General features: G+C 68.7%; 15 protein-coding genes and 1 pseudogene. 7 read left to right on the top strand and 9 right to left on the bottom strand.

Annotated features, from left to right (window positions below):
• Nucleotides 1-108: 108 nt before the first annotated feature.
• The 7 genes from ACWC97_RS10155 to ACWC97_RS10185 all read right to left on the bottom strand — a co-directional run bounded on the left by ACWC97_RS10155 (nt 109) and on the right by ACWC97_RS10185 (nt 10,251).
• On the bottom strand, nt 109-1,308 hold the full coding sequence (locus tag ACWC97_RS10155; protein WP_352273088.1) for an ROK family transcriptional regulator: 1,200 nt from the start codon (nt 1,306-1,308) through the stop codon (nt 109-111).
• Between the two features lie 184 nt (nt 1,309-1,492).
• Nucleotides 1,493-2,410 carry a carbohydrate ABC transporter permease gene (locus tag ACWC97_RS10160; RefSeq protein ID WP_352273089.1) on the bottom strand — a complete coding sequence of 306 codons (918 nt, stop codon included), beginning with the start codon at nt 2,408-2,410 and terminating at the stop codon, nt 1,493-1,495.
• Between the two features lie 100 nt (nt 2,411-2,510).
• Entirely contained in the window at nt 2,511-3,434 is a 924-nt protein-coding gene (locus ACWC97_RS10165) for a carbohydrate ABC transporter permease (protein WP_352273090.1), read from the bottom strand.
• Between the two features lie 50 nt (nt 3,435-3,484).
• Nucleotides 3,485-4,933 carry an N-acetylglucosamine/diacetylchitobiose ABC transporter substrate-binding protein gene (gene ngcE / locus ACWC97_RS10170; protein ID WP_352273091.1) on the bottom strand — a complete coding sequence of 483 codons (1,449 nt, stop codon included), beginning with the start codon at nt 4,931-4,933 and terminating at the stop codon, nt 3,485-3,487.
• Between the two features lie 699 nt (nt 4,934-5,632).
• A complete protein-coding gene (locus ACWC97_RS10175; protein WP_450648555.1) occupies nt 5,633-6,280 on the bottom strand; it encodes a histidine phosphatase family protein in 648 nt (215 codons plus the stop codon).
• A 193-nt stretch (nt 6,281-6,473) separates the two neighbouring features.
• Nucleotides 6,474-9,188 carry an aconitate hydratase AcnA gene (gene acnA, locus ACWC97_RS10180; protein ID WP_352273093.1) on the bottom strand — a complete coding sequence of 905 codons (2,715 nt, stop codon included), beginning with the start codon at nt 9,186-9,188 and terminating at the stop codon, nt 6,474-6,476.
• A gap of 346 nt (nt 9,189-9,534) precedes the next feature.
• The gene (locus ACWC97_RS10185; RefSeq protein ID WP_450648803.1) at nt 9,535-10,251 is read right to left on the bottom strand and encodes a TetR/AcrR family transcriptional regulator; all 717 of its coding nucleotides are present in this window, start codon (nt 10,249-10,251) and stop codon (nt 9,535-9,537) included.
• Between the two features lie 170 nt (nt 10,252-10,421).
• Here ACWC97_RS10185 and ACWC97_RS10190 point away from each other — a divergent pair, with 170 nt between their 5' ends.
• Nucleotides 10,422-10,709, top strand: a complete 288-nt coding sequence (locus ACWC97_RS10190; protein WP_450648557.1) for a hypothetical protein — start codon at nt 10,422-10,424, stop codon at nt 10,707-10,709.
• A 180-nt stretch (nt 10,710-10,889) separates the two neighbouring features.
• Here the strand turns inward: ACWC97_RS10190 and ACWC97_RS10195 are convergent, their stop codons facing one another.
• On the bottom strand, nt 10,890-12,227 hold the full coding sequence (locus ACWC97_RS10195) for a DUF6801 domain-containing protein (RefSeq protein WP_450648559.1): 1,338 nt from the start codon (nt 12,225-12,227) through the stop codon (nt 10,890-10,892).
• A 444-nt stretch (nt 12,228-12,671) separates the two neighbouring features.
• On the opposite strand from ACWC97_RS10195, the gene ACWC97_RS10200 reads away from it, so the two are divergent.
• From ACWC97_RS10200 to ACWC97_RS10220, 5 genes are all read left to right on the top strand, one after another.
• Entirely contained in the window at nt 12,672-12,827 is a 156-nt protein-coding gene (locus tag ACWC97_RS10200) for a hypothetical protein (protein WP_450648561.1), read from the top strand.
• Between the two features lie 115 nt (nt 12,828-12,942).
• Nucleotides 12,943-13,260, top strand: coding sequence for a trypco2 family protein (locus ACWC97_RS10205; protein WP_352273099.1), 318 nt, complete (start codon nt 12,943-12,945; stop codon nt 13,258-13,260).
• Nucleotides 13,247-16,171 (top strand): trypsin-like peptidase domain-containing protein, encoded by a 2,925-nt coding sequence (locus ACWC97_RS10210; protein WP_450648563.1) that lies wholly within the window; start codon nt 13,247-13,249, stop codon nt 16,169-16,171. The genes ACWC97_RS10205 and ACWC97_RS10210 overlap by 14 nt, the downstream gene beginning before the upstream one ends.
• Nucleotides 16,168-16,791, top strand: a complete 624-nt coding sequence (locus ACWC97_RS10215) for an RraA family protein (protein ID WP_450648565.1) — start codon at nt 16,168-16,170, stop codon at nt 16,789-16,791. Before ACWC97_RS10210 ends, ACWC97_RS10215 begins: the two co-directional genes overlap by 4 nt.
• A 285-nt stretch (nt 16,792-17,076) precedes the next feature.
• On the top strand, nt 17,077-18,606 hold the full coding sequence (locus ACWC97_RS10220; protein WP_450648567.1) for a helix-turn-helix domain-containing protein: 1,530 nt from the start codon (nt 17,077-17,079) through the stop codon (nt 18,604-18,606).
• Nucleotides 18,607-19,556: 950 nt separating this feature from the next.
• On the opposite strand, the pseudogene ACWC97_RS10225 reads toward ACWC97_RS10220, so the two are convergent.
• A pseudogene (locus ACWC97_RS10225) lies at nt 19,557-19,865 on the bottom strand (helix-turn-helix domain-containing protein); the annotation flags it as partial.
• A 264-nt stretch (nt 19,866-20,129) separates the two neighbouring features.
• On the opposite strand from ACWC97_RS10225, the gene ACWC97_RS10230 reads away from it, so the two are divergent.
• On the top strand, nt 20,130-20,510 hold the full coding sequence (locus tag ACWC97_RS10230) for an ATP-binding protein (RefSeq protein ID WP_450648569.1): 381 nt from the start codon (nt 20,130-20,132) through the stop codon (nt 20,508-20,510).
• Nucleotides 20,511-20,671 lie beyond the last annotated feature (161 nt).

Below are 20,671 nucleotides of genomic sequence, written 5' to 3' on the forward strand. Positions count from 1 at the left end.
CTGACGAGGCCGCGACGTCGCGGCCGAGGTGGCTGGCAGTCAACTCGGCTACGACGACAGCGTCAAGGAGTAAATCCTTAACGAGATGACAACGGTGCCATCCGTTATCTAAGTGAAGGCAGGAGTGGCTTTCGGCAAGGTACTTTCCAAAAGGGTCGAATCCCCCATCTCGCTGAGCACCAGGGCCAGGGCGCCCAGCACCTCGGCCCGTCCGCCCAGCGCCCCGGGGAGTACCGAGAGCTGCCGGGCGGCGCTCGGGATGGCGTAGCGGGAGACCGAGTCGCGGATCGGCCCGAGCACCAACTCGCCCGCCTCCGCGAGCGATCCGCCGAGCACCACCCGGCTGGGGTTGAGCAGATTGCAGAGGTTGGCGACACCGCTGCCGATGTGCCGTCCCACGTCGGCGATGACCCGGCGGCACCCCGGATCGCCCTCGCGGGCCAGCTGGACCACCCGTTCCATCGTCAGATCCGGTCCGTGGCTGGGCTGGAGGAGCGGCAGCACGTAGCGGGCGGCCGTGAAGGTCTCCAGGCAGCCGCGGTTGCCGCAGCGGCAGACTGGACCGGACTCGTCGAGCGTGATGTGGCCGATCTCGCCGGCCGTGCCGCCCGGGCCCCGGTAGATCCGCCCGTCGATGACCAGGCCGGCGCCGACCCCGCTGGCCACCTTGATGTAGGCGAGGTCCTTCACCCCCCGGCCGCTCCCCCAGACCAGTTCGCCGAGCGCGCCGAGGTTGGCGTCGTTGTCGACGTAGACCGGCACACCGAGCCGGCCGGACAGCTCCTTGCTGGGGTTGATGCCCGTCCAGCCCGGCAGGATCGACGTGGAACCCAGCGTGCCGGACTCCACGTCGATCGGGCCGGGAACACCGAGCCCCACGCCGATCACCTTGTCCGGGCCGACCCCGGTCGCTTCGATCAGCCGCCGGACCAGTGCCTCCGCCCGCCCGAAGCCCTCCGCCGACGAGGCGTCGACGTCCAGCGGCTCGGACTCCTCGGCGAGGACCTGATGGGCGAGGTTGCCGACCGCCACCCGCAGGTGGGTGTGGCCGAAATCGACCCCTATCACGATGCCCGCGTCACCGCTGAGCGAGACGCTGCGGGCCCGGCGGCCGCCCGCCGAGGTGGGGGTGACCTCGACCGTGCCGCTCTCCTTCAGTTCACGAACGATATTGGAGACGGTGGCCGCTGAGAGGCCGGTGCTCCGTGCGATCTCCGCCTGAGTGAGCGAGCCCGCCATACGTACCGCGCGCACGACCCGCTCAAGGTTGGCGCGATGCAGAGATGTCTGCGACCCCGGAGTCTCCATCGACTCTCTCACTCCTACCGTTTTCTCCAACATGTGAACCCCAAGCTGACCGTTTTGCGGCACTCCCCGTCAAGACCTTGAGCAATCGAAGCCTCCGATGAGCGGCATGTATCAGCCGCGTACGCACGCGAACCGCCCGCCGGCGCGGGCCGGCGGGCGGTTCGGGAAGAGGCTCTGCGGGCGGCTACTTCACCGCGCCCGCGGTGAGCCCGGCCACCACCTGGCGCTGGAAGACGATGTAGGCCCCGAGGACCGGCAGCATCGCCATCACCAGACCGGCGAAGAGGCCGGACCAGTCCCCCTTGTAGCCCTGGCTGTTGGCGAGTTCCACCAGCCCCTGGGAGAGCACCCGCTGGTCCGGATCGGTGTTGAGGACGGTCGGCAGCATGTACTGGTTCCACTGGCCGAGGAAGTTGAAGATCCCGACGCTGATCAGGCCCGGCTTCGCCATCGGCAGCATCACCTGGAAGAACGTCCGGGTGTGCGAGGCCCCGTCGAGCATCGCCGCCTCCGCCACCGAGGTCGGCAGCGTCCGGAAGAAGGAGGTGAGGAAGAAGACGGTGAACGGCAGCGAGTACGCGATGTACACCATGATCAGCCCGTGCCGGGTGTTCAGCAGGGCCATGTTGTTCATCACGAAGAAGAGCGGGACCAGCGCCAGGATGATCGGGAAGCTCATCCCGCCGATGAACAGGAAGTAGATGAAGCGGTTGCCCGGGAAGTCGAACCGCGCCAGTACGTAGGCCGCCATCGAGCCGAGCAGCAGGGTGCCGACGAGCGAGCAGCCGACCACCACGATGGTGTTGAAGAAGTAGTCGCTCATGTGCGCCTGGCTCCAGGCGCGCGACCAGTTCTCGAAGTGCAGCTTGTCGGGGAGCGACAGCGGCGTCGACAGGATCGAGTCGTCCGTCTTGAAGGACGACATCACCGCCCAGAGCAGCGGCAGGACCACCAGGATCGCCCAGATGATCAGCACACCGTGCGAGAACACGTTGAGGACGTGGCCCTCGCTGCTCTTCTCCTTGGGTGCCGCGGCGGGCTGCTTCGCCACCGGGGCCGGGTCGGCGGCCGGTGCCGCGGGAGGGGTGTCAGTCGTCTTCACGCGTACTCACCTCGTACTGTCGAGCCGGACACGGAGGCCGACCTGTGGTGCTTGTGGTGCCTGCCGGATATCCGGGCACCGTCTCCTGTCGGTCGCGGCATCAGAACTCCAGCCGCTCGCGCCGGCCCAGCCGCATCACGATGGCGGCGAAGGCCATGGTGACGACGAGCAGTCCGACACCGATCGTCGTCGCGTAGCCGGCCTGTCCGTCGCGGAAGGCCGTCTGGTACACGTACAGCGGCAGGACCGTGGTCGAGTAGTCGGGGCCGCCGGGGCCCACGGTCATGACCTGTACGGCGGTGAACGCCTCCACGCCGAGCGCCAGGATGCCCATGTAGACCCAGCCCGACTGCACCGTGTCCCAGAGCAGCGGAAGGGTGATCTTGAAGAAGGTGGTGAAACGGTTCGCCCCGTCGAGCAGCGCCGCCTCGTAGAAGTCCTTCGGGATGGACGCCATTCCGGCGGAGAAGAGAACGACGAAGAAACCGACCGTCGACCAGATCAGCACCGTCATGACACAGATCAGCGCGAGGTTCGGGTCACCCAGCCAGTCCGGATGGACCGAGCCCAGACCGATCGCCTTGAGCGCCGAATTGAACACCCCGCCGGCCGGGTTGTACGCGAACTGGAACAGCAGGGCCACGATGACGATCGAGAGCACCTGCGGGAAGAAATAGGCGATCTTGTAGAAACTCGACCCGCGCACGCCGGAGACCGTGGCGTTCTTCCGCCGACGGCCTCCGACATTGAGCATGAAGGCGAAGAAGAGTGCCAGGCCGAGCGTCACCAGCGGCAGCAGCAGCACGAGCAACACGCTGTGTTGCAAGGACTTCCAGAAGATGTCGTCCTTGAGCATCCTCGTGTAGTTGTCGAACCCGACCATCTTGAAATCCGGGCTCAGGCCGGTCCAGTCCGTGAACGAGTAGTAGATGGACTGGATGAACGGCCAGATGACGAAGACCGCGTACAACGCCAAGGGGACTGTCAAGAACCCCACGATGAAACGGTACTTGCCGTGCTGCATCGTTTACCGACCCCGATCTTTCCGCGGGTGCCGCCGCTGGTGACGGTTGCTCACTGGTGCTTGTAGTGCTTGATGGACTGGTCCTTGGCCGCCGCGTCCGCGAAGGCCTGGATCTTCTTGATGGCCTCGGCCGGGGTCGCACGGCCGGCCATCATCTCGCCGATGCCGGCGACGCCGATCTGCTCCTTCTGGAGCTTCACGTACCAGTCCTGGAGGCGCGGGTTCACCACGTTGTCGCCGGCCTTCTTCAGGGCGTCGACACCGGACTGCATGGCGGTGGACAGGGTGAGGCCGTCCGTGCCGCCGTTGAACGCGCTGAGCGACTTGACCTGCTTGGTGAAGTTCTTCGAGGACTCCTCGGAGAGCATGATGCGCAGCTGCTCCATGCCGCCCTCGGGGTTCTTCGCGTTGGCCGGGACGATGAAGGGCTCACCGCCGGACGCCCAGATGGTGCCGAACGGCAACTTGTCGGACGAGTCCAGGCTGGACGGCGCCGAGACCATCATCTTGAAGTCCTTGGGCGTGGTCGGCGCCGCCTCGTTCTCCACCCACGAACCGTTGGGGAGGAAGAGCGCCTTGCCCTTGGTCCACTCGGTCTGCGACTGGATGTGGGTCAGACCGGGGGTGCCCTGAAGGATGTAGCCCTTCTTGTACAGCTCGTAGTACGCCTCGAAGGCCGCCTTGACAGCGGGGTCCTTCCACGCGTTCGGCTCCAGGTTGTCGATCTTGTCGAGAACCTCCCGGCCACCGATCTTGCCGATGAACGGGTAGAGCGAGAACGGCAGGTAGTACGGGTACTTACCGGCGTACGTCCAGCCCGCGATGCCCTTCTTCTTCGCCTTCGCGCAGAGGGCGAGCATGGCGTCCCAGTCCTCGGGGTACTCCGCGTCCAGCTTCTCCAGCGCGGTCTGCGAGTACCAGACGCCGTACACGGTGTACGCGTAGTACATGATCCAGACGGGGTCGCCGTCGAACTGGCCCATCTCCAGCACACCGGGGCGCAGCGTGTCGCGGACCTTCTTGCTGGGGTCGTCGATGGACGGGGCGTCCATCAGCGGCGTCAGGTCGAGCAGCTGCTTCTTGCCGACCAGGACGCCCATGTCCATCTGCTCGGCACCGGAGTTGTCGATCAGGTCCGGCGGGGTGCCGCCGTTGAAGCGGGGCTGGAGCTGCGACTGGATCTTCTGGGTCGCGACGTGCTTGACCTTCGGGGCCTTCGGGAACGCCTCGTTGTACTTCTTCTCCGCGTCGATCGCGTACTGCTGACCGAAGCCGCCGTCGAAGATGACCACCTCGAGCGGGGCCGTCTCGTTGACGCCGAGCGGGTTGGTCTTGGAGACCTTGCCCTTCTCGACCTTCTTGTCGCCGCCGCTGTCGCCGCTCGCGCAGGACGACAGGAAGCCCATCGCGGGAACGCTGATCAGGCCGAGTGCGGCCGATCGCTTGATCACATCGCGACGGCCAAGGCCCTCGTTGTTGTGGGCGGAGGTGGATCCCATGCTCAAGTCCTCGCCTTCTCCAGGACTCAGGCGGTGTGTACCGGTCGCCCGTCGAAATTCGCCTCAGGCGAAGGGCCCCGCCACCGCGGTCAATTGCGCTTGGGTGGTGCTGATTTAAGGCTAACCATGTGCGGTGGGGGTACCGGAGAGCCCGGTTGTCGGAGGCACCCGTCGTGCCGTCCTCGACCTCTTCCCCTCGTCCCCCACGCCCGCGTCACCGGAGCGGTGGTGCGGACGTGCGACAGGTATAGTCCACTCACGGCCGACTGAGCAAGATCGAATGCGAGTTTGAACAGCAGTCTTTCCCGAGTTGAGACCTCGCGGATACATGGCCCCCGCATGCTCCCGGCTCCGGCGCGAAGATTTCCGCATTCGGGCCGACACGGCCCGGCATTCGCCTCCAACGCCCTTGACACATCGCCACACTTGGCTACCTACTGGACGTCGCACAGCTCCTGTGACTGACGTCCGGGCCAGTGGCTGAGGGGTGCGGGCGCGCTCTTCGACGCCACCTCCGCCCCCGCGGCCCGGGTCGCCACGGTGGAGCTGCCGGTCCCCTCGGCGGCGGGCGCAGTGCGCTGCGCACACCGGGCTCGTACGCGCACTACCGCCGGGTGTGCGCGGGTGATGGGGAGCGGCTCGCGGAGGTGGAGTTGACCGCCTGACGGCCGTTCCCCGCCCGCCCCCGACCGGTGCCGGTCACGGGCGGGCGGCGGTCTCCGGTCCGGTCCCGGGGATCAGGTTCTCCGGCAGGGCCACGTTCCACGCGGTGATCACCGGGTTGCCGTGCTCGGTGCCGAGCCGTGAGACCGCCCCCGTCGCGAGCTGGAAGAGGGTGCCCTCGGCCGGGGTCAGGCCGAGGTAGCGGGCGGTGAGGACGCGCAGGAAGTGGGAGTGCGCGACGAGCGCGATGTCCTCGTCCCCGGAGCGCCCGGCGGCCGCCGCCGCGACGGCGGCGAGCACCCGGTCGGCGCGGGCGCCGACCTCGGCGGGCGTCTCCCCGGGGTGGTCCGCGGGGCCGGCGGCCACCCCGTCGGTCCAGAGGTTCCAGTCGGGGCGGGTGCGGCGGATCTCGTCGGTGGTCACCCCTTCGTAGCCGCCGTAGTCCCACTCGACCAGGTCGGGGGTGACGACCGGGTCGGGCAGCCAGGCGAGTTCGGCGGTGCGCCGGGCGCGCAGGGCGGGGCTGACCAGGGTGACGGCGATGTTCCGCCCGGCGAGCAGCGGTGCCAGCGCGCGGGCCTGCCGTTCCCCGTACGGGGTCAGCGGCAGGTCGGTGTGGCTCGTGTGCTGCCCGGACCGCGACCATTCCGTCTCGCCGTGCCGGACCAGGATCAGCTCGCCCATGATGCTTCCGCTCTCTCCGTACGATGCCGTGTGCGCCGTGCGCCGTCACCGGGTGAACCCGCCGGTACACGATCGCATTCCGCCGGGGGCGCCCCGGTCCGGGACACCCGCGCGGAGGCCCGGTACGGAAAAAGGGGCCGCCCCCTCCGCGGTGCTGCGGAGGGGGCGGCCCGGTGCCCTGCCGGACCCGCTGTTACTTGCGGATCAGGCTGCGGAGCACGTACTGCATGATGCCGCCGTTGCGGTAGTAGTCCGCCTCGCCGGGGGTGTCGATGCGGACGACCGCGTCGAACTCCACACCGGTGTCGGTGGACACCTTGACCGTGCGCGGCGTGGTGCCGTCGTTCAGCTCGGTCACGCCGGTGAAGGAGAAGGTCTCCTCGCCGGTCAGGCCGAGGGACTCGGCGCTCGCGCCCTCGGGGAACTGGAGCGGGAGGACGCCCATGCCGATGAGGTTCGAGCGGTGGATGCGCTCGTAGGACTCGGCGACGACGGCCTTGACGCCGAGGAGCGCGGTGCCCTTGGCGGCCCAGTCGCGGGACGAGCCGGAGCCGTACTCCTTGCCCGCCAGGATGACCAGCGGGGTGCCGGCGGCCTGGTAGTTCTGCGAGGCGTCGTAGATGAACGAGACCGGCGCGCCGTCCTGGGTGAAGTCGCGGGTGAAGCCACCCTCGGTGCCCGGGGCGATCTGGTTGCGCAGGCGGATGTTGGCGAACGTGCCGCGGATCATGACCTCGTGGTTGCCTCGGCGCGAGCCGTAGGAGTTGAAGTCACGGCGCTCGACGCCGTGCTCCGTGAGGTACTGGCCGGCCGGGGTGTCGGCCTTGATCGCACCGGCCGGGGAGATGTGGTCGGTGGTGACCGAGTCGCCCAGCTTGGCGAGGACGCGGGCGCCGGTGATGTCGGCGACCGGGGTCGTCTCCATCGTCATGCCCTCGAAGTACGGGGGCTTGCGCACGTAGGTGGACTCGGCGTCCCACTCGAAGGTGTTGCCGGTCGGGATCGACAGCGCCTGCCACTGGGCGTCGCCCGCGAAGACGTCCTGGTAGGACTTGTTGAACATGTCCTCGCCGATGGAGTTGGCGACGACGTCGTTCACCTCGGCCTCGGAGGGCCAGATGTCCGCCAGGTAGACCGGCTTGCCGTCCTGGTCGATGCCCAGGGCGTCCTTGGTGATGTCCACCTTCATCGAACCGGCGATGGCGTACGCGACGACCAGCGGCGGGGACGCCAGGTAGTTCATCTTGACGTCGGGGTTGATCCGGCCCTCGAAGTTGCGGTTGCCGGAGAGCACCGAGGTCACGGCCAGGTCGTGGTCGTTGACCGCCTTGGAGACCTCCTCCGGCAGCGGGCCGGAGTTGCCGATGCAGGTGGTGCAGCCGTAGCCGACGAGGTTGAAGCCGACCTTGTCGAGGTACGGGGTCAGACCCGCCTTGTCGAAGTAGTCGGTGACGACCTTCGAGCCCGGGGCGAGGGTGGTCTTGACCCACGGCTTGCGGGACAGGCCCTTCTCGACCGCCTTCTTCGCCACGAGCGCCGCGGCGACCATGACGTACGGGTTCGAGGTGTTGGTGCAGGAGGTGATCGCGGCGACGGTGACGGCGCCGTGGTCGATCTCGTACGTCGAGCCGTCGGGGGCGGTCACGGTGACCGGGTTCGACGGGGTGCCGTTGGTGGCGGCCGGGGCGTCGGAGGCCGGGAAGGACTCCTTGCCCGCCTCGTCGGCGGTGGAGACGTAGTTGAGGACGTCGCTCTTGAACTGCTCGGCGGCGTTGGCGAGGACGATGCGGTCCTGCGGGCGCTTCGGGCCGGCGATCGACGGGACGACCGTCGAGAGGTCCAGCTCCAGCTTCTCGGAGAAGTCCGGCTCGGCGGCCGGGTCCAGCCAGAGGCCCTGCTCCTTGGCGTACGCCTCGACGAGCGCGACCTGCTGCTCGTCACGGCCGGTCAGGCGCAGGTACTTCAGCGTCTCGTCGTCGATCGGGAAGATCGCGGCGGTGGAGCCGAACTCCGGCGACATGTTGCCGATGGTGGCGCGGTTGGCGAGCGAGGTGGCGGCGACGCCCTCACCGTAGAACTCGACGAACTTGCCGACGACACCGTGCTTGCGGAGCATCTCGGTGATGGTCAGCACCAGGTCGGTGGCGGTGGTGCCGGCCGGGAGCTCGCCGGTCAGCTTGAAGCCGACGACGCGCGGGATGAGCATGGAGACCGGCTGGCCCAGCATCGCGGCCTCGGCCTCGATGCCGCCGACGCCCCAGCCCAGCACACCGAGGCCGTTGACCATGGTGGTGTGCGAGTCGGTGCCGACCAGGGTGTCCGGGTAGGCCTGGCCGTTGCGGACCATGACCGTACGGGCCAGCTTCTCGATGTTGACCTGGTGGACGATGCCGGTGCCCGGGGGGACGACCTTGAACTCGTCGAAGGCGGTCTGGCCCCAGCGCAGGAACTGGTAGCGCTCCTTGTTGCGGCCGTACTCCAGCTCGACGTTCTGCGCGAACGCGTCGTTGGTGCCGAACTTGTCGGCGATGACGGAGTGGTCGATGACCAGCTCGGCCGGGGCGAGCGGGTTGATCTTGGCCGGGTCGCCGCCCAGCTCCTTGACGGCCTCACGCATGGTGGCGAGGTCCACGACACACGGCACACCGGTGAAGTCCTGCATGATCACGCGGGCCGGCGTGAACTGGATCTCCTGGCTGGGCTGCGCCTGCGAGTCCCAGCCACCGAGCGCCCGGATGTGGTCGGCGGTGATGTTCGCGCCGTCCTCGGTGCGGAGCAGGTTCTCCAGCAGCACCTTCAGGCTGTAGGGGAGGCGCGCGGAGCCCTCGACCTTGTCCAGCCTGAAGATCTCGTACGACTCGTCGCCCACGCGCAGCGTGCTGCGGGCGTCGAAGCTGTTCGCCGACACGACAGTCTCCTTCATCAATGTGCGCGTACTCCGCGCCGCGCCTTGTCACGCCAGGCGCCGCGTGGTGCCGCCTACGGCCCCTCGACCGTCCGCTAGAGTGAGGATTGGTTAGGTAACCCTTACTTCCCGCGGACCGCGCTGCGCCTTCGGCATATATCTCGATGTCGAGATAACTCTAGTACATCACCCCGTCGCGGTCATGCGCGGGCACCGTCGGCCCGCCGCGGCGAAGCCCGGACCCGGCCGACGGCCCGACCGCCTCCGACGGAACGACCCGGACAGAACCAGGATGGCCGCGACCCCGCGACCCGAAACCCCGCCGGACCCGGGGCGCAGGATCCAGAACTCAGGACTCGGGGCGGTCGACGAGGGCCTGGACGCCGTCGAGGATGCGCGAGAGCCCGAACTCGAACGGATCGGCGTCCGCCCCTACAGCGGCATCCGGCGCGAAGACACCGGCACCGATGGCACCCGTGAGCGCCGGGAATCGGTCGGCGTGACGCGTGAGCAGCTCACCGGTCAGGTCGAGCCACTGCCGCTCGTACTCCGCGTCGAAGTCGGCGGCCTGCTGGGCGAGGCTGCGCACATGGCCCATGACCAGCAGGAAGACCTGGTGCCGCTGGGGCGCGGGCAGGCCGGTGGGCTCCAGGATCCCGAGGGCGGCGTCGAGCCAGGCGAGCTGGTGGGGGCCCATGAGCCGGCGGCGCATCATCGTGGCGGCCAGCAGCCAAGGGTGGGCCCGGTACACCTCCCGGCAGGAGCGGGCCCAGGCGGTCAGCCGCGACCGCCAGTCCGGAGCCTCGGCCGCGAGGTCGGGGGCATCCCTCAGCACGGCCTCCACCATCAGCTCCACGAGCTCGGCCTTGCCGGGGACGTAGCCGTACAGGGCCATCGCGGAGACGTCGAAGGCGGCGGCGACCTTGTTCATCGAGACGGCGTCCAGGCCCTCGGCATCCGCGAGCCCGACGGCCGCCTCGGCGATCCGCTGCGGGGTGAGGCTGGGCTTGGGGCCGCGCGTGGGCCGGTCCCGCTCGCCCCACAGCAGCGCGACCCCGGTCCGCAGATCACGCGCCTTCTTCTCCCCGGCTCCGGTTCAGGCCATGGCTCGCGCCAACTCCTTCGGCACGGTGCTGTCGCCTCGCCCGCAGCCACCCCGAGCTGTACTCCGCGTACGTCGGCACCGACCAGAACATCGCCGAGGGCGGCCGCGACACCTCCGCCTACAAGAAGGGGATGACCTTCTCCGAGCGGCTCGCGCCGGAGGCGGTGACCATCGACGAATGGCGCGAGGGCACCTCCTTCGCCCTCCCCTTCTTCGTCTTCCAGGGCGCGCGGGAGGTCCTCACCCCGCCCGGGCCCGCCCGGCGGTTCTTCGACGACGTCGACGCGCCGGTGAAGGGCTTCGCCCTGATCCCCGACGCCGGCCACTTCGCCGCCTTTCGGCACCCCGGGGCGTTCCTCGACCTGATGCTCACCAAGGTCCGCCCGGTCCTCGACCACTCGTCGGCACCCCGTCCGTGAACCGGTCCGGTGGATCACGGTGTTCTGGAGACGAGCCTCTTCTCCGACCTGAGCGGGGTAGGTGGCCGGGCGACGGGTCCCCCGGGCACGACGAAGGGCCGCCCCGCCCACGAACTGGGGGACGACCCTTGTGCCGGCGCCTCACGAAGGCGGCCGGTGTCGGACTTCCAGCCGATCGAATCAGCGGACGGCCATGTCATCGGCGTCATCGGCGCCGAGTGGCTCCGGGAGCCGGCCGTTCGTGTCGGCGCCCGCGCACGACCGCACCCCCGCGCCCTGCCGGCCGACCCGGTGCAGCACATGACGGGACGCCGAACGGGCCTGGCCGCCCAGGACCTTCCCGCCCGCACGCGCCACCGGCCTGGCGTCGCGCCCCTGGTGCCCGAGGACGACGACGTCCACGCCGTTCCCGTGGCCCGGGGCATCGGGCCTTCCGTTCTCGACGGCCCCGGGCAGCGGCCCACGTTCCGGGACGACGCGCCGCCCGTCCGCTCCACCGTCACCGCCGCGACGGGCCTTCAGCCGCATGCCGAGGAAGAAGGTGCCGACGCAGGCGACGAGCACACCCACGGCGAGCAGCACGAACTCCCTGACGCCGAGGCCGGTGGCCGGGGCCCCACGGGCGATCACGGGCTCGGCCGAGCCCTGGGCCACCGGGGTGGGGCTGATCGCGGCCGCGGGGCCGGAAGCCTCCGGATCCAGCGTGCCGGACGTGGGCGCGCCACCCGCCGCCGGCGTGGCCGGTTTCGGAACGTCGGCGGTCACGGGTCCGGTCGTCCGCCCGGATCCGGTGGACGGCCCCGAACCGGACGTCCGCCTCGGAGGAGCGGATGCCGCCGTTCCGGCACCCGGGTGCGAGGCGGGCGGCTTCGTACCGGTCGTCGGCCGCGGAGCGGTGGAGGCCCCGGAGCCCGGCTTCGTGATGTCGAAGGACTTCACGAAGTTGCTGCTGTTGGCGTTCAGGGTGCACGGCGCATCGGCCCAGGCCTGCGCCGACCCGTTCGTGGCGACGAGATGGAGGGCGAGGTCGCCGGCGGTGACCGTGCCCTTGCCCGGCCGGCTGAAGGTGGGCGTGGTGACGCTGGCGGTCGCGGCGACCTTGAACGAACCGGACGCCGGAACCTTCGTCCTGGCCATGCGGAACGGAACCTTCATGTCGAAGTCGGTCTGGGGCCCGTCGACATGGGCCGTCGCGTTCGCGGTGCCCTCAAGGGTCTGCGCGCCGATCCTGGTGAGCCAGTCGGTGACCCCCGCGCTCACCGTCGCCACCGCGTCGACGGAGATGGTCCTGCCGGGCTCGCCGACCTTGATCGAATCCGGGATGTTCGATTCGATCTTCACCCTGGTCGGCTGAGCGCCGGTCACGGGGGACGAGCATGTGTAGTCGAATGTGCGGGCGAATGGTTGCGCGGCAGCCGTTCCGGCACCGACGATGCCCACGACTCCGTTCACCGCCGCCAAAGTTGTCGCGGCCCCAAGGATCAACCCTGCCCTTGGCCCGCCGCATTTGGTGATCATGAATTGACCCCCGTCTGTTGCTCAGGGTGTTCGATTGCGGAATGACTCTCATTCCTGGTGTTTCTCCAGGCCGCACACCTGTACCGGATTCGCGAATCCCGGACGATCTCGACCGGCGGGATCCGCGACGTCACTGGAAAGACACCGCCCGGGCGGCTCCGGTTCCGAGAGGAACGTGGCGTACTCCCAGGAAGGCGGTCGGCCTTTGAGTGATGCCTCTCGCGGCACACACACCGTGCCCGTACGACGGAACGTCGCAACGCCGGGCACGAGGGGCGACCACGGCGACACCGCCTTCGACCGAAGGCATCGCCATTCCTTCAAATTGACTGTACATCAGGTATTCAGCACCCCTGGTCGACCTCGCACTCCGCTCCGGATTCCTCTCCCGCGGGTGATCTTTCACGAAGCCCGCACAACAACAACTTCCGGTACGGTACGGCGATGACGACCGACTCGCCCTACCCCACTCAGGGTCGGAACCCGCCCCCGTGCGCCCCCGTCACCAGGCAGAGACTCGCACTCGCCCCCACCAAGATCCAGATCGGCTTCCGTTCACGGACCACCCCGGCCCACCACTCCATCGGCAAGATCGAATAAGTCCGGGAAAGGGAACAACAGGTCGGGCCTGCCGACCGGTTCACCACGGGGACTGGAATCAGCAGGATCACTTGTCGCCACCCCTCCCCCACCGCACAGTCGACGAGGAGCATCCATGACGACCATCGGGCTGGCCGCAGCCATCGAGGAGCTGCGGCAGGAGCTCTACCAGGCCCAGGCCCAGGGATCCCAGCAGCAGTTCGCCTTCCGGATCGAGGAGGCCCAGCTCGAACTGCTGCTGGAACTGCGTGACGACGCCAAGGGCGAGGGGAAGTTGCAGTTCGGGGTGGCCACCGCGGGCGGGTCCGGATCCCATTCCACTTCCCGCTCGCACAAGCTGACTCTGAAACTGCAGGTGAGGGACCGGGCCGCAGGAGGTAACAGCCCCGAGATCAGTTTCCAGCCGTTCGATTCCGGGGATGACGAGGGCTGAGTTGGAACGCCAGAGACTGGCCCTGGTCCGCGTCAGCGAAGCTGCCCGGGTCCGCCGCGTCGGCACTGGCTATCTCATCGCTCCCGGCCTGGTGTTGACAGCCGGACACGTCGTCCGCGAGAGCATCGGTTCGGCGTCCCATGAGATCCATGTGGGCGTGGGGCACCCCAAGGACACCGGCCGGGACCGCCCGTTCCTTCCCGGAAAGGTGTGCTGGATCGGCCCGGACGGACTCGATGTCGCCCTGCTGCGGCTGAAGGACGAGACGGACATCCGCGGGACGGTGCGCTGGGGGCGCGCCGTAGGCAACGCCATCGTGCGCTACGACGGTCTCGCGTTCCCCTTCGCGGTCTACAAGGAGGGGCAGCACAATGTGGAACACCTGAGGGGGGAGCTCCCTCCCTTGTCCGGCGGTTACGGCTCCCAGGATCTGTACTCCCTGAACCAGTACGTCGCGCCGCGCATACCCCCGAACGACACGCAGGCGTGGGCCGGGGCCTCCGGCGCCGCGGTCTTCTGCCAGGACCACCTCGTCGGCGTCGTCATCCACAACGACGAGGAGTTCGACAACCGCTGCCTGCGTGCCCTTCCGGCCCGGAGGTTCGCCACCGAACCCACCTTCGTCGAGGCCCTGCGGAAATGCGGCGTCGCGCCGCCCGCGCTCGCCAACGTCTCAGCGCCACCCGCCACCCGTACGGACGACCCCACGCCGAGCCGCCCGGACCCGCGGATCGCGAAGCTCCATGACCTCAAGGACATCCTCCTCGCCGAACTGGAGCGGGACCCGGTGCAGAGGGAAGTGCGGATCGGACGTCCGCTGCCCGTGCACTGCAAGGCCGCGCCCGAGGAATTCACCGGCAGGAAGAGCGATACCAGGAGGATCTCGGAATCCCTGGCGTCCACTCCCCGACCGGGCCAGGAACAGTTGCTGAATGACATCGCGGCTGTCTACCTGGAGAAGAAACGCAGCAAATTAATGGTATTGGGCCAGGCCGGTTCGGGGAAGTCCGTCCTGATCCGGCGCTTCGCCCAGGCGCGGCTGGAGGACGTCGGCTGGATCGAACAGGGACCGGTTCCGGTGATCTTCAGCCTGGGATCATGGAATCCTGACATTCGGCTCGGCGACTGGCTGACCGAACGTTTGGAACGGGATCACTCCTTCCTGGCCGGGCAGCACCACAGTAAACAGAGGACATGGGCCGCCGAACTGATCGAGAACGGTGACGTCCTCGCGATTCTGGACGGGTTCGACGAGATGGCGAAGGAGCTCTACAAACCCGCGCTGGACAAGCTCAAGGACTCAAAACTTCCGATACTGCTGACAAGCCGCCCCGAGGCGCTCGTCAGCGTCCAGGAAGACGGAGGGCTCTTCCCGGGGATCGAGCTGACGGGCCTCACTCTCGCCGACTACAACGACCAGTTGGGTGAGTTGGGAGCGTGGGAAGGCGTCCTGAAGAAATTGAACGACCAGGACAGTGGCGACGCCGCCGTCGCCCGGCTCGCCGACGTACTGTCCACTCCCCTGATGTTCACCATGGCCGAGCACTTCCGTAGATCCGGCGGCAGGCCCGCGGACCTGCTGGAGCTCGCCAAGCACGACTCTCCGACCGCTCTGCAGGGGCACCTTCTCGACTCCTTCCTCAGCCGGGCGTACAGCAGCCAGCACAACCCGGACGCCCCGAGGCGTCAGCGCTGGAGCGCCGACAACGCGAAGAAATGGCTCGGCTACCTCGCCACGCATCTTACGGTGCTGAGCGCACGACAGCAGAGCGAGGAAGAGCGGCGCAGGGAAAAGCAGCGCCGCGAGCAACAGCGGCGCCAGGAACAACAGCCCGAGAAGCACCCGCACCCGGAACGGCAACCCGGGAGGCAACAGCCCAGGAGGCAGTGGCCCGATCAACAGCAGTGGGACGCCCAGGACATCGCCTGGTGGCAACTGGGCACGGCCATGAGCCTGCCCATGCGCATGATCGTCTCCGGATCACTGTGCGGGCTCGTGTCAGGAACCGTGTGCGTCCTCGTCGGCTTCTTGGCGCAAGCCCCCTTGTCGGTGTCCCTGACCTTGCTCATGAACGGCCTGGGCATCGGGGTGGGCTTCGGGCTCGTACACGGAATCGCGTCGAAGATCGACGTCGGCAGCCCGTTCAAACCGTCCCGCATGCAGATCGCGATAGGCAGCGAGACGAGACAGAGGCGGTGGGAAAGGGTGCGTAAGAGCTTCCTCCCCAGAGCCGGCAGTGGGCTGGCCGGCGGAGTCGTCTTCGGGATCGTCTACGGTGGCGCGATCGCGGTCTACGCGAAGGCCCTCGCGTACCCCTGGCTCGCGGTCGCCCTGATCCTCGGAAACTGGATAGTGGCCGGGCCACTGATCGGACTGGGAATCGGGATCGTCCTCACACTGACGGCCTGGTTCGAGAGAGAGCCCGAGCCGAACGAATCGACCGACGCGGCGGACCGCTTGCGCACGAACCGCACCATTGTGCTCGTCCAGGCATCCGCGGCGGGGCTGGCCCTCGCCCTCGGATACGGAGCCGCGGTCACGCATTTCAACGGCCGCGCCCTCGGCCTGCAGCACGCGGTCTCGGCCGGACTCGTCGGCGCACTCGGGGTCATCACCCTGACCGCGTGGGGCCGGTGGTTGGTCCTGGTCCGTCTCTGGCTGCCGCTGCTGGGGCACCTGCCCTGGCGGGTGAACGCCTTCCTGGACGAAGCCTGGGACCGGGGCGTCCTGCGCCGGACCGGTGCGGTCTACCAGTTCCGCCACGCACAACTGCGGGACCACCTCGCCAAGCCTCCCAAGGAGCCCGGCCGGGGCAGCGGCCCGGCCGACGCGGATGACGACGGGCCCCGGACCGTGGCCGGCCCCCGCACCACACCGCACCGATCCGCACCGGACGACGGAGGAACATGAACGACGCGAACGAGTTCACGGACATCTCCCCGACCACCCTCGCCGACCTCCTGGGGCGCGGGCAGGTCATGGACATCGGCATCCGGCCCCTGTGGACGCCGTCCCCCCGGATCGCCGGACCGGCGTTCACGGTCCGGTGCCCGCCCGGCGACAACCTCATGCTGCACGCGGCCATCCACCGCGCGGAGCCCGGCTCCGTCATCGTCGTCGAGTCGGGTGACGTCGACTTCGCGCTCGCCGGCGGCAACGTGTGCGCCGTGGCCCAACGCCGGGGCATAGCCGCCTTCGTGGCCGACGGGGTGATCCGCGACCTCGCCGAGGTCCGCGCGATGGGCTTCCCGGTCTTCGCCAGGGGGGTCATCCCCATCCCGGGAACGAAGAAGGCGGTGGAGCCGCTCAACCATCCCGTGCGGTGCGGCGGGGTCGACGTGGCCGCCGGTGACATCGTGGTGGCCGACGAGGAGGGTGTCGTGGTCGTCCCGCGCTCCGGCGCCGGGCAGGTCCTCCTGGACGCGCGGGCGAAGGCGGCCAAGGAGGCCGCGGAGAGCCTGGACGACTGGGAGACGGCCCACCGCACCCGTATCGACGCGATCCTGCGCGGCGCGGGCTTCGAGGGCTGACCCCGCCACGAGTGCGGATCCCGGGCAGGCGTCCGGGGACCGCACTCCGCCGTTCCCGCTGCTCCGTTCCCGCGCTCCCCCGGTACGGACGCCTCCCGGCTGCCCCGTACGGACGCGCAACGCGGGCGGCCGCGACCGGCCGGGCGGAACATGGAAGGCGACAACGCCCCGGACGGCGCTCGCCCACGCCCCGGGGCCGCAACTGCCGCGCCGACACGCCCATGCGTCACCCGAATGGCGCACCCCGCCGATCGGCTCATCTCATATCTGAGATAACCTTTCGCCATGTCAGACGACTACCTCGTACGCATCGGCAAGCTCATACGCGACGCCCGCCAGCACCGGGGCTGGACGCAGAGCCAGCTCGCCGAGGCGCTCGGCACCAGCCAGAGCGCGGTCAACCGCATCGAGCGCGGCAATCAGAACATCAGCCTTGAGATGATCGCGCGCATCGGTGAGGCGCTCGACAGTGAGATCGTGTCCCTCGGATACGCCGGACCGATGCACCTGCGCGTGGTCGGCGGCCGCCGGCTCTCCGGCGCCATCGACGTCAAGACGAGCAAGAACGCGTGCGTGGCACTGCTCTGCGCCTCGCTCCTCAACAAGGGCCGTACGGTGCTCCGCCGGGTCGCCCGCATCGAGGAGGTCTACCGCCTCCTGGAGGTGCTGAGCTCCATCGGCGTACGGACCCGCTGGATCAACGACGGGACCGACCTGGAGATCGTCCCGCCCGCCAGCCTCGACATGGACGCGATCGACGCGGACGCCGCCCGCCGGACCCGTTCCATCATCATGTTCCTCGGCCCGCTGCTGCACCGCATGGACCGCTTCAAGCTCCCGTACGCGGGCGGCTGCGACCTCGGCACCCGCACGATCGAACCGCACATGATCGCGCTGCGCCGCTTCGGCCTGGAGATAGCCGCGACCGAGGGCATCTACCACGCCCAGGTCGACCACACGGTCACCCCCGGCCGCCCCATCGTGCTGACCGAGCGCGGCGACACCGTGACCGAGAACGCCCTGCTGGCCGCCGCCCGGCACGACGGCACGACCGTCATCCGCAACGCCTCCTCCAACTACATGGTCCAGGACCTCTGCTTCTTCCTGGAGGCCCTGGGCGTACGCGTCGACGGCATCGGCACGACGACCCTGACCGTGCACGGCGTCCCGCACATCGACGTGGACGTCGACTACTCCCCCTCCGAGGACCCGGTCGAGGCGATGAGCCTCCTCGCCGCCGCCGTGGTGACGGAGTCCGAGCTGACGATCCGCCGGGTACCGATCGAGTTCCTGGAGATCGAGCTCGCGGTGCTGGAGGAGATGGGCGTCGACTGCGACCGCACGGTGGAGTACGTCGCCGACAACGGCCGCACCCGCCTCGTCGACCTGACGGTCCGCCCCTCCAAACTGGAGGCGCCGATCGACAAGATCCACCCCATGCCCTTCCCCGGGCTGAACATCGACAACGTGCCGTTCTTCGCGGCGATCGCCGCCTCGGCCCACGGCCAGACCCTGATCCACGACTGGGTCTACGACAACCGCGCCATCTACCTCACCGACCTGAACCGCCTCGGCGGCAGGCTCCAACTCCTCGACCCGCACCGGGTGTTGGTGGACGGCCCGACCCGCTGGCGCGCCGCCGAGATGATGTGCCCGCCCGCCCTGCGCCCGGCGGTGGTGGTCCTGCTCGCCATGATGGCGGCCGAGGGCACGTCCGTCCTGCGCAACGTGTACGTCATCAACCGGGGGTACGAGGAGCTGGCGGAACGGCTCAACTCCGTGGGCGCCCAGATCGAAATCTTCCGGGACATCTGACCGGCGGGGTGTCGTGCCCCTTGGCGGCAAGGGGCATGACACCTCACTATGCCAGCTGACCTGCGGATACCTACCTTCACGGCCTTTCGCTGATCTCTGTCATTTTTCAGCACCTTGTGCAACGCATGTGCAAGATGATCTTGAATGATTGACGGAACGTCAGAAAGGACTGAGTAACCGTCAGCCTTTACGGAGGGTTACCGCCGAAGCGGCCTCGCAACATCCGATGTCGGTCGCGTCGCGCCGACCGCGTCTGGGCGACGAGGCGAACCGCCATCCGCTCGACGTCTCCGGCCTCACGACGCAGCCTGGGTAGACCGCGCATCCGAGTCCTCCGGCTGACCACTTCGCCACGCAGAAAGGACCCGCACCACGCAGGCGCGTCCTCTGTCGTAGACGGGCGCCGTGTCACGGTCTGAGCCTGCGCCCACCTCGTGGGAGCACCCGCTGCGACGTCCGGGCCGACGGGGTGTCGGGCCGCCCTACGATGAGCAGCGTGACAAGTCTCCGCGCCCCAGGCTCTGGCCCTCAGCACATAGCCGTGGGGACGGCCGAGACCGACCGCCAGCTGACCGACTCCACCCGCCTGATGTCTTCCGCCGACATGGCCGCCTTCACTGCCTGGTGCGCGAGCGTCGGTCGGCGGCCGCTGCCTGCTACCCCGGAGACTGTCACCGAGTACGTGGCGCACTTGACCGAAACCCCGTCGCCGAAGACCGGCCGCCCGCTCGCCCCTGGGTCCATCAATCGCGTCCTGACAGCATCTATGTCGACTACTTTCCGGGCGAGGTGGACGAGATCACCGTTTGGCAGGATGCCAAACTGCCCGAGGCGATCGCCCGTGATGCCGCCCCGGTGGACGATGCCGGCAAGGCGTACGCCGAACTGATCGCCCATTTCACCCCGGAAGGCGCGACCGGCACGACGCTGACCGACACGTTCCAGCCGGGCCACCGCCGGAACCAGGACACCAGCCCCGCCTCGCCCAGCGTCAGATGCCCGGCCGCCTTCCGTAGCGCGCCGGTGTTCCCCAGCGCCTCCTCCGCCCGCTTTACGAACGACTCATCGGGCATCCGCCTCCCCAGCTCAACTGATTCCACCGTGTGTTTGGAGAACTGGACCCCCGCCCCCAAGTCCACCCGACTGAGCCCCGCGTGCTCACGCAAGGCCTGGACGACGGCGCCGAAGGTCCGCAGACTGTCGGAAGGGGCGGGCTCGCGCTCCCTGGCGCAAGCTGTCACGTCGCTGCTCTCCGCCATACGCGGCCACCTCCAGGTGCGTACGTCCTCAGCGGTTTCTCCGCGATCGACAGCACCCAGAGTGATGGAAAGATCCCCCTACAATCCACAGAAAGTGCACGTACGCTGACGCACCGTACGTGCCGCACTGCTGGAACGCATCCCCGTCCGACCGCCACGGTTGCCCCATGCACACCACGACGCCCCAGCCTTGCGCCACCATACGCACGTTCGCGCAGCAGCTCTTCCACCCGCCGCGGCGCCCGTCTGGCCCGGCTCCTGGCCATGGAACGGCTGACCGCCTGGGACCTGTCACCCCGGGTCATCGAGCGGGCCGAACACGTCGTCGCGGAGCTGGCGGCGAACGCGGCGCTGCACGGCCGCGTCCAGGGGCGCGACTTCCTGCTGGCGCTGACGCTGGACCACGCGGCCGGCACCCTGCGTATCGCGGTGAGCGACACGAAGGGCGAGCGCCGCCCCGAAATCCCCTCGGAGCCAGGGCCGGACCACGAGTCGGGCCGCGGTCTGCTCCTGGTCGAGGCCCTGGCCGACCGCTGGGGCACCGAGCCCCGCCCGCCCTCCGGCAAGACTGTCTGGGCGGAGATCGCCGAGCACGGCGAGGAGCCGCCGACTACATCCGGCCAATCCGGTGGCCAATGCCGTTGAGGACGGCCGAACGCTTTGAGTGACGGCATCCGGTCGGCCTACGCTCCGTCAGCGGTTCGTGGCGTTCCCGGCAACGCCAACGCCACCGCGAACCACCACTCAAAGGAGTGCCTCCCTTGCCCTTCCCGCCCAGCGACATGGTTGCCGCCTTCGCTCGACAC

Source organism: Streptomyces sp. NPDC001108 (assembly GCF_053598535.1).

Coding starts and splice junctions, on each gene's coding strand:
- ACWC97_RS10210 (WP_450648563.1), top strand. CDS start 13,247: ATGACGAGGGCTGAGTTGGAACGCCAGAGACTGGCCCTGGTCCGCGTC.
- ACWC97_RS10200 (WP_450648561.1), top strand. CDS start 12,672: ATGACGACCGACTCGCCCTACCCCACTCAGGGTCGGAACCCGCCCCCG.
- ACWC97_RS10205 (WP_352273099.1), top strand. CDS start 12,943: ATGACGACCATCGGGCTGGCCGCAGCCATCGAGGAGCTGCGGCAGGAG.
- ACWC97_RS10165 (WP_352273090.1), bottom strand. CDS start 3,434: ATGCAGCACGGCAAGTACCGTTTCATCGTGGGGTTCTTGACAGTCCCC.
- ngcE (WP_352273091.1), bottom strand. CDS start 4,933: ATGGGATCCACCTCCGCCCACAACAACGAGGGCCTTGGCCGTCGCGAT.
- ACWC97_RS10175 (WP_450648555.1), bottom strand. CDS start 6,280: ATGGGCGAGCTGATCCTGGTCCGGCACGGCGAGACGGAATGGTCGCGG.
- ACWC97_RS10155 (WP_352273088.1), bottom strand. CDS start 1,308: ATGGAGACTCCGGGGTCGCAGACATCTCTGCATCGCGCCAACCTTGAG.
- ACWC97_RS10220 (WP_450648567.1), top strand. CDS start 17,077: ATGTCAGACGACTACCTCGTACGCATCGGCAAGCTCATACGCGACGCC.
- ACWC97_RS10195 (WP_450648559.1), bottom strand. CDS start 12,227: ATGATCACCAAATGCGGCGGGCCAAGGGCAGGGTTGATCCTTGGGGCC.
- ACWC97_RS10190 (WP_450648557.1), top strand. CDS start 10,422: ATGACCTTCTCCGAGCGGCTCGCGCCGGAGGCGGTGACCATCGACGAA.
- ACWC97_RS10230 (WP_450648569.1), top strand. CDS start 20,130: ATGGAACGGCTGACCGCCTGGGACCTGTCACCCCGGGTCATCGAGCGG.
- ACWC97_RS10215 (WP_450648565.1), top strand. CDS start 16,168: ATGAACGACGCGAACGAGTTCACGGACATCTCCCCGACCACCCTCGCC.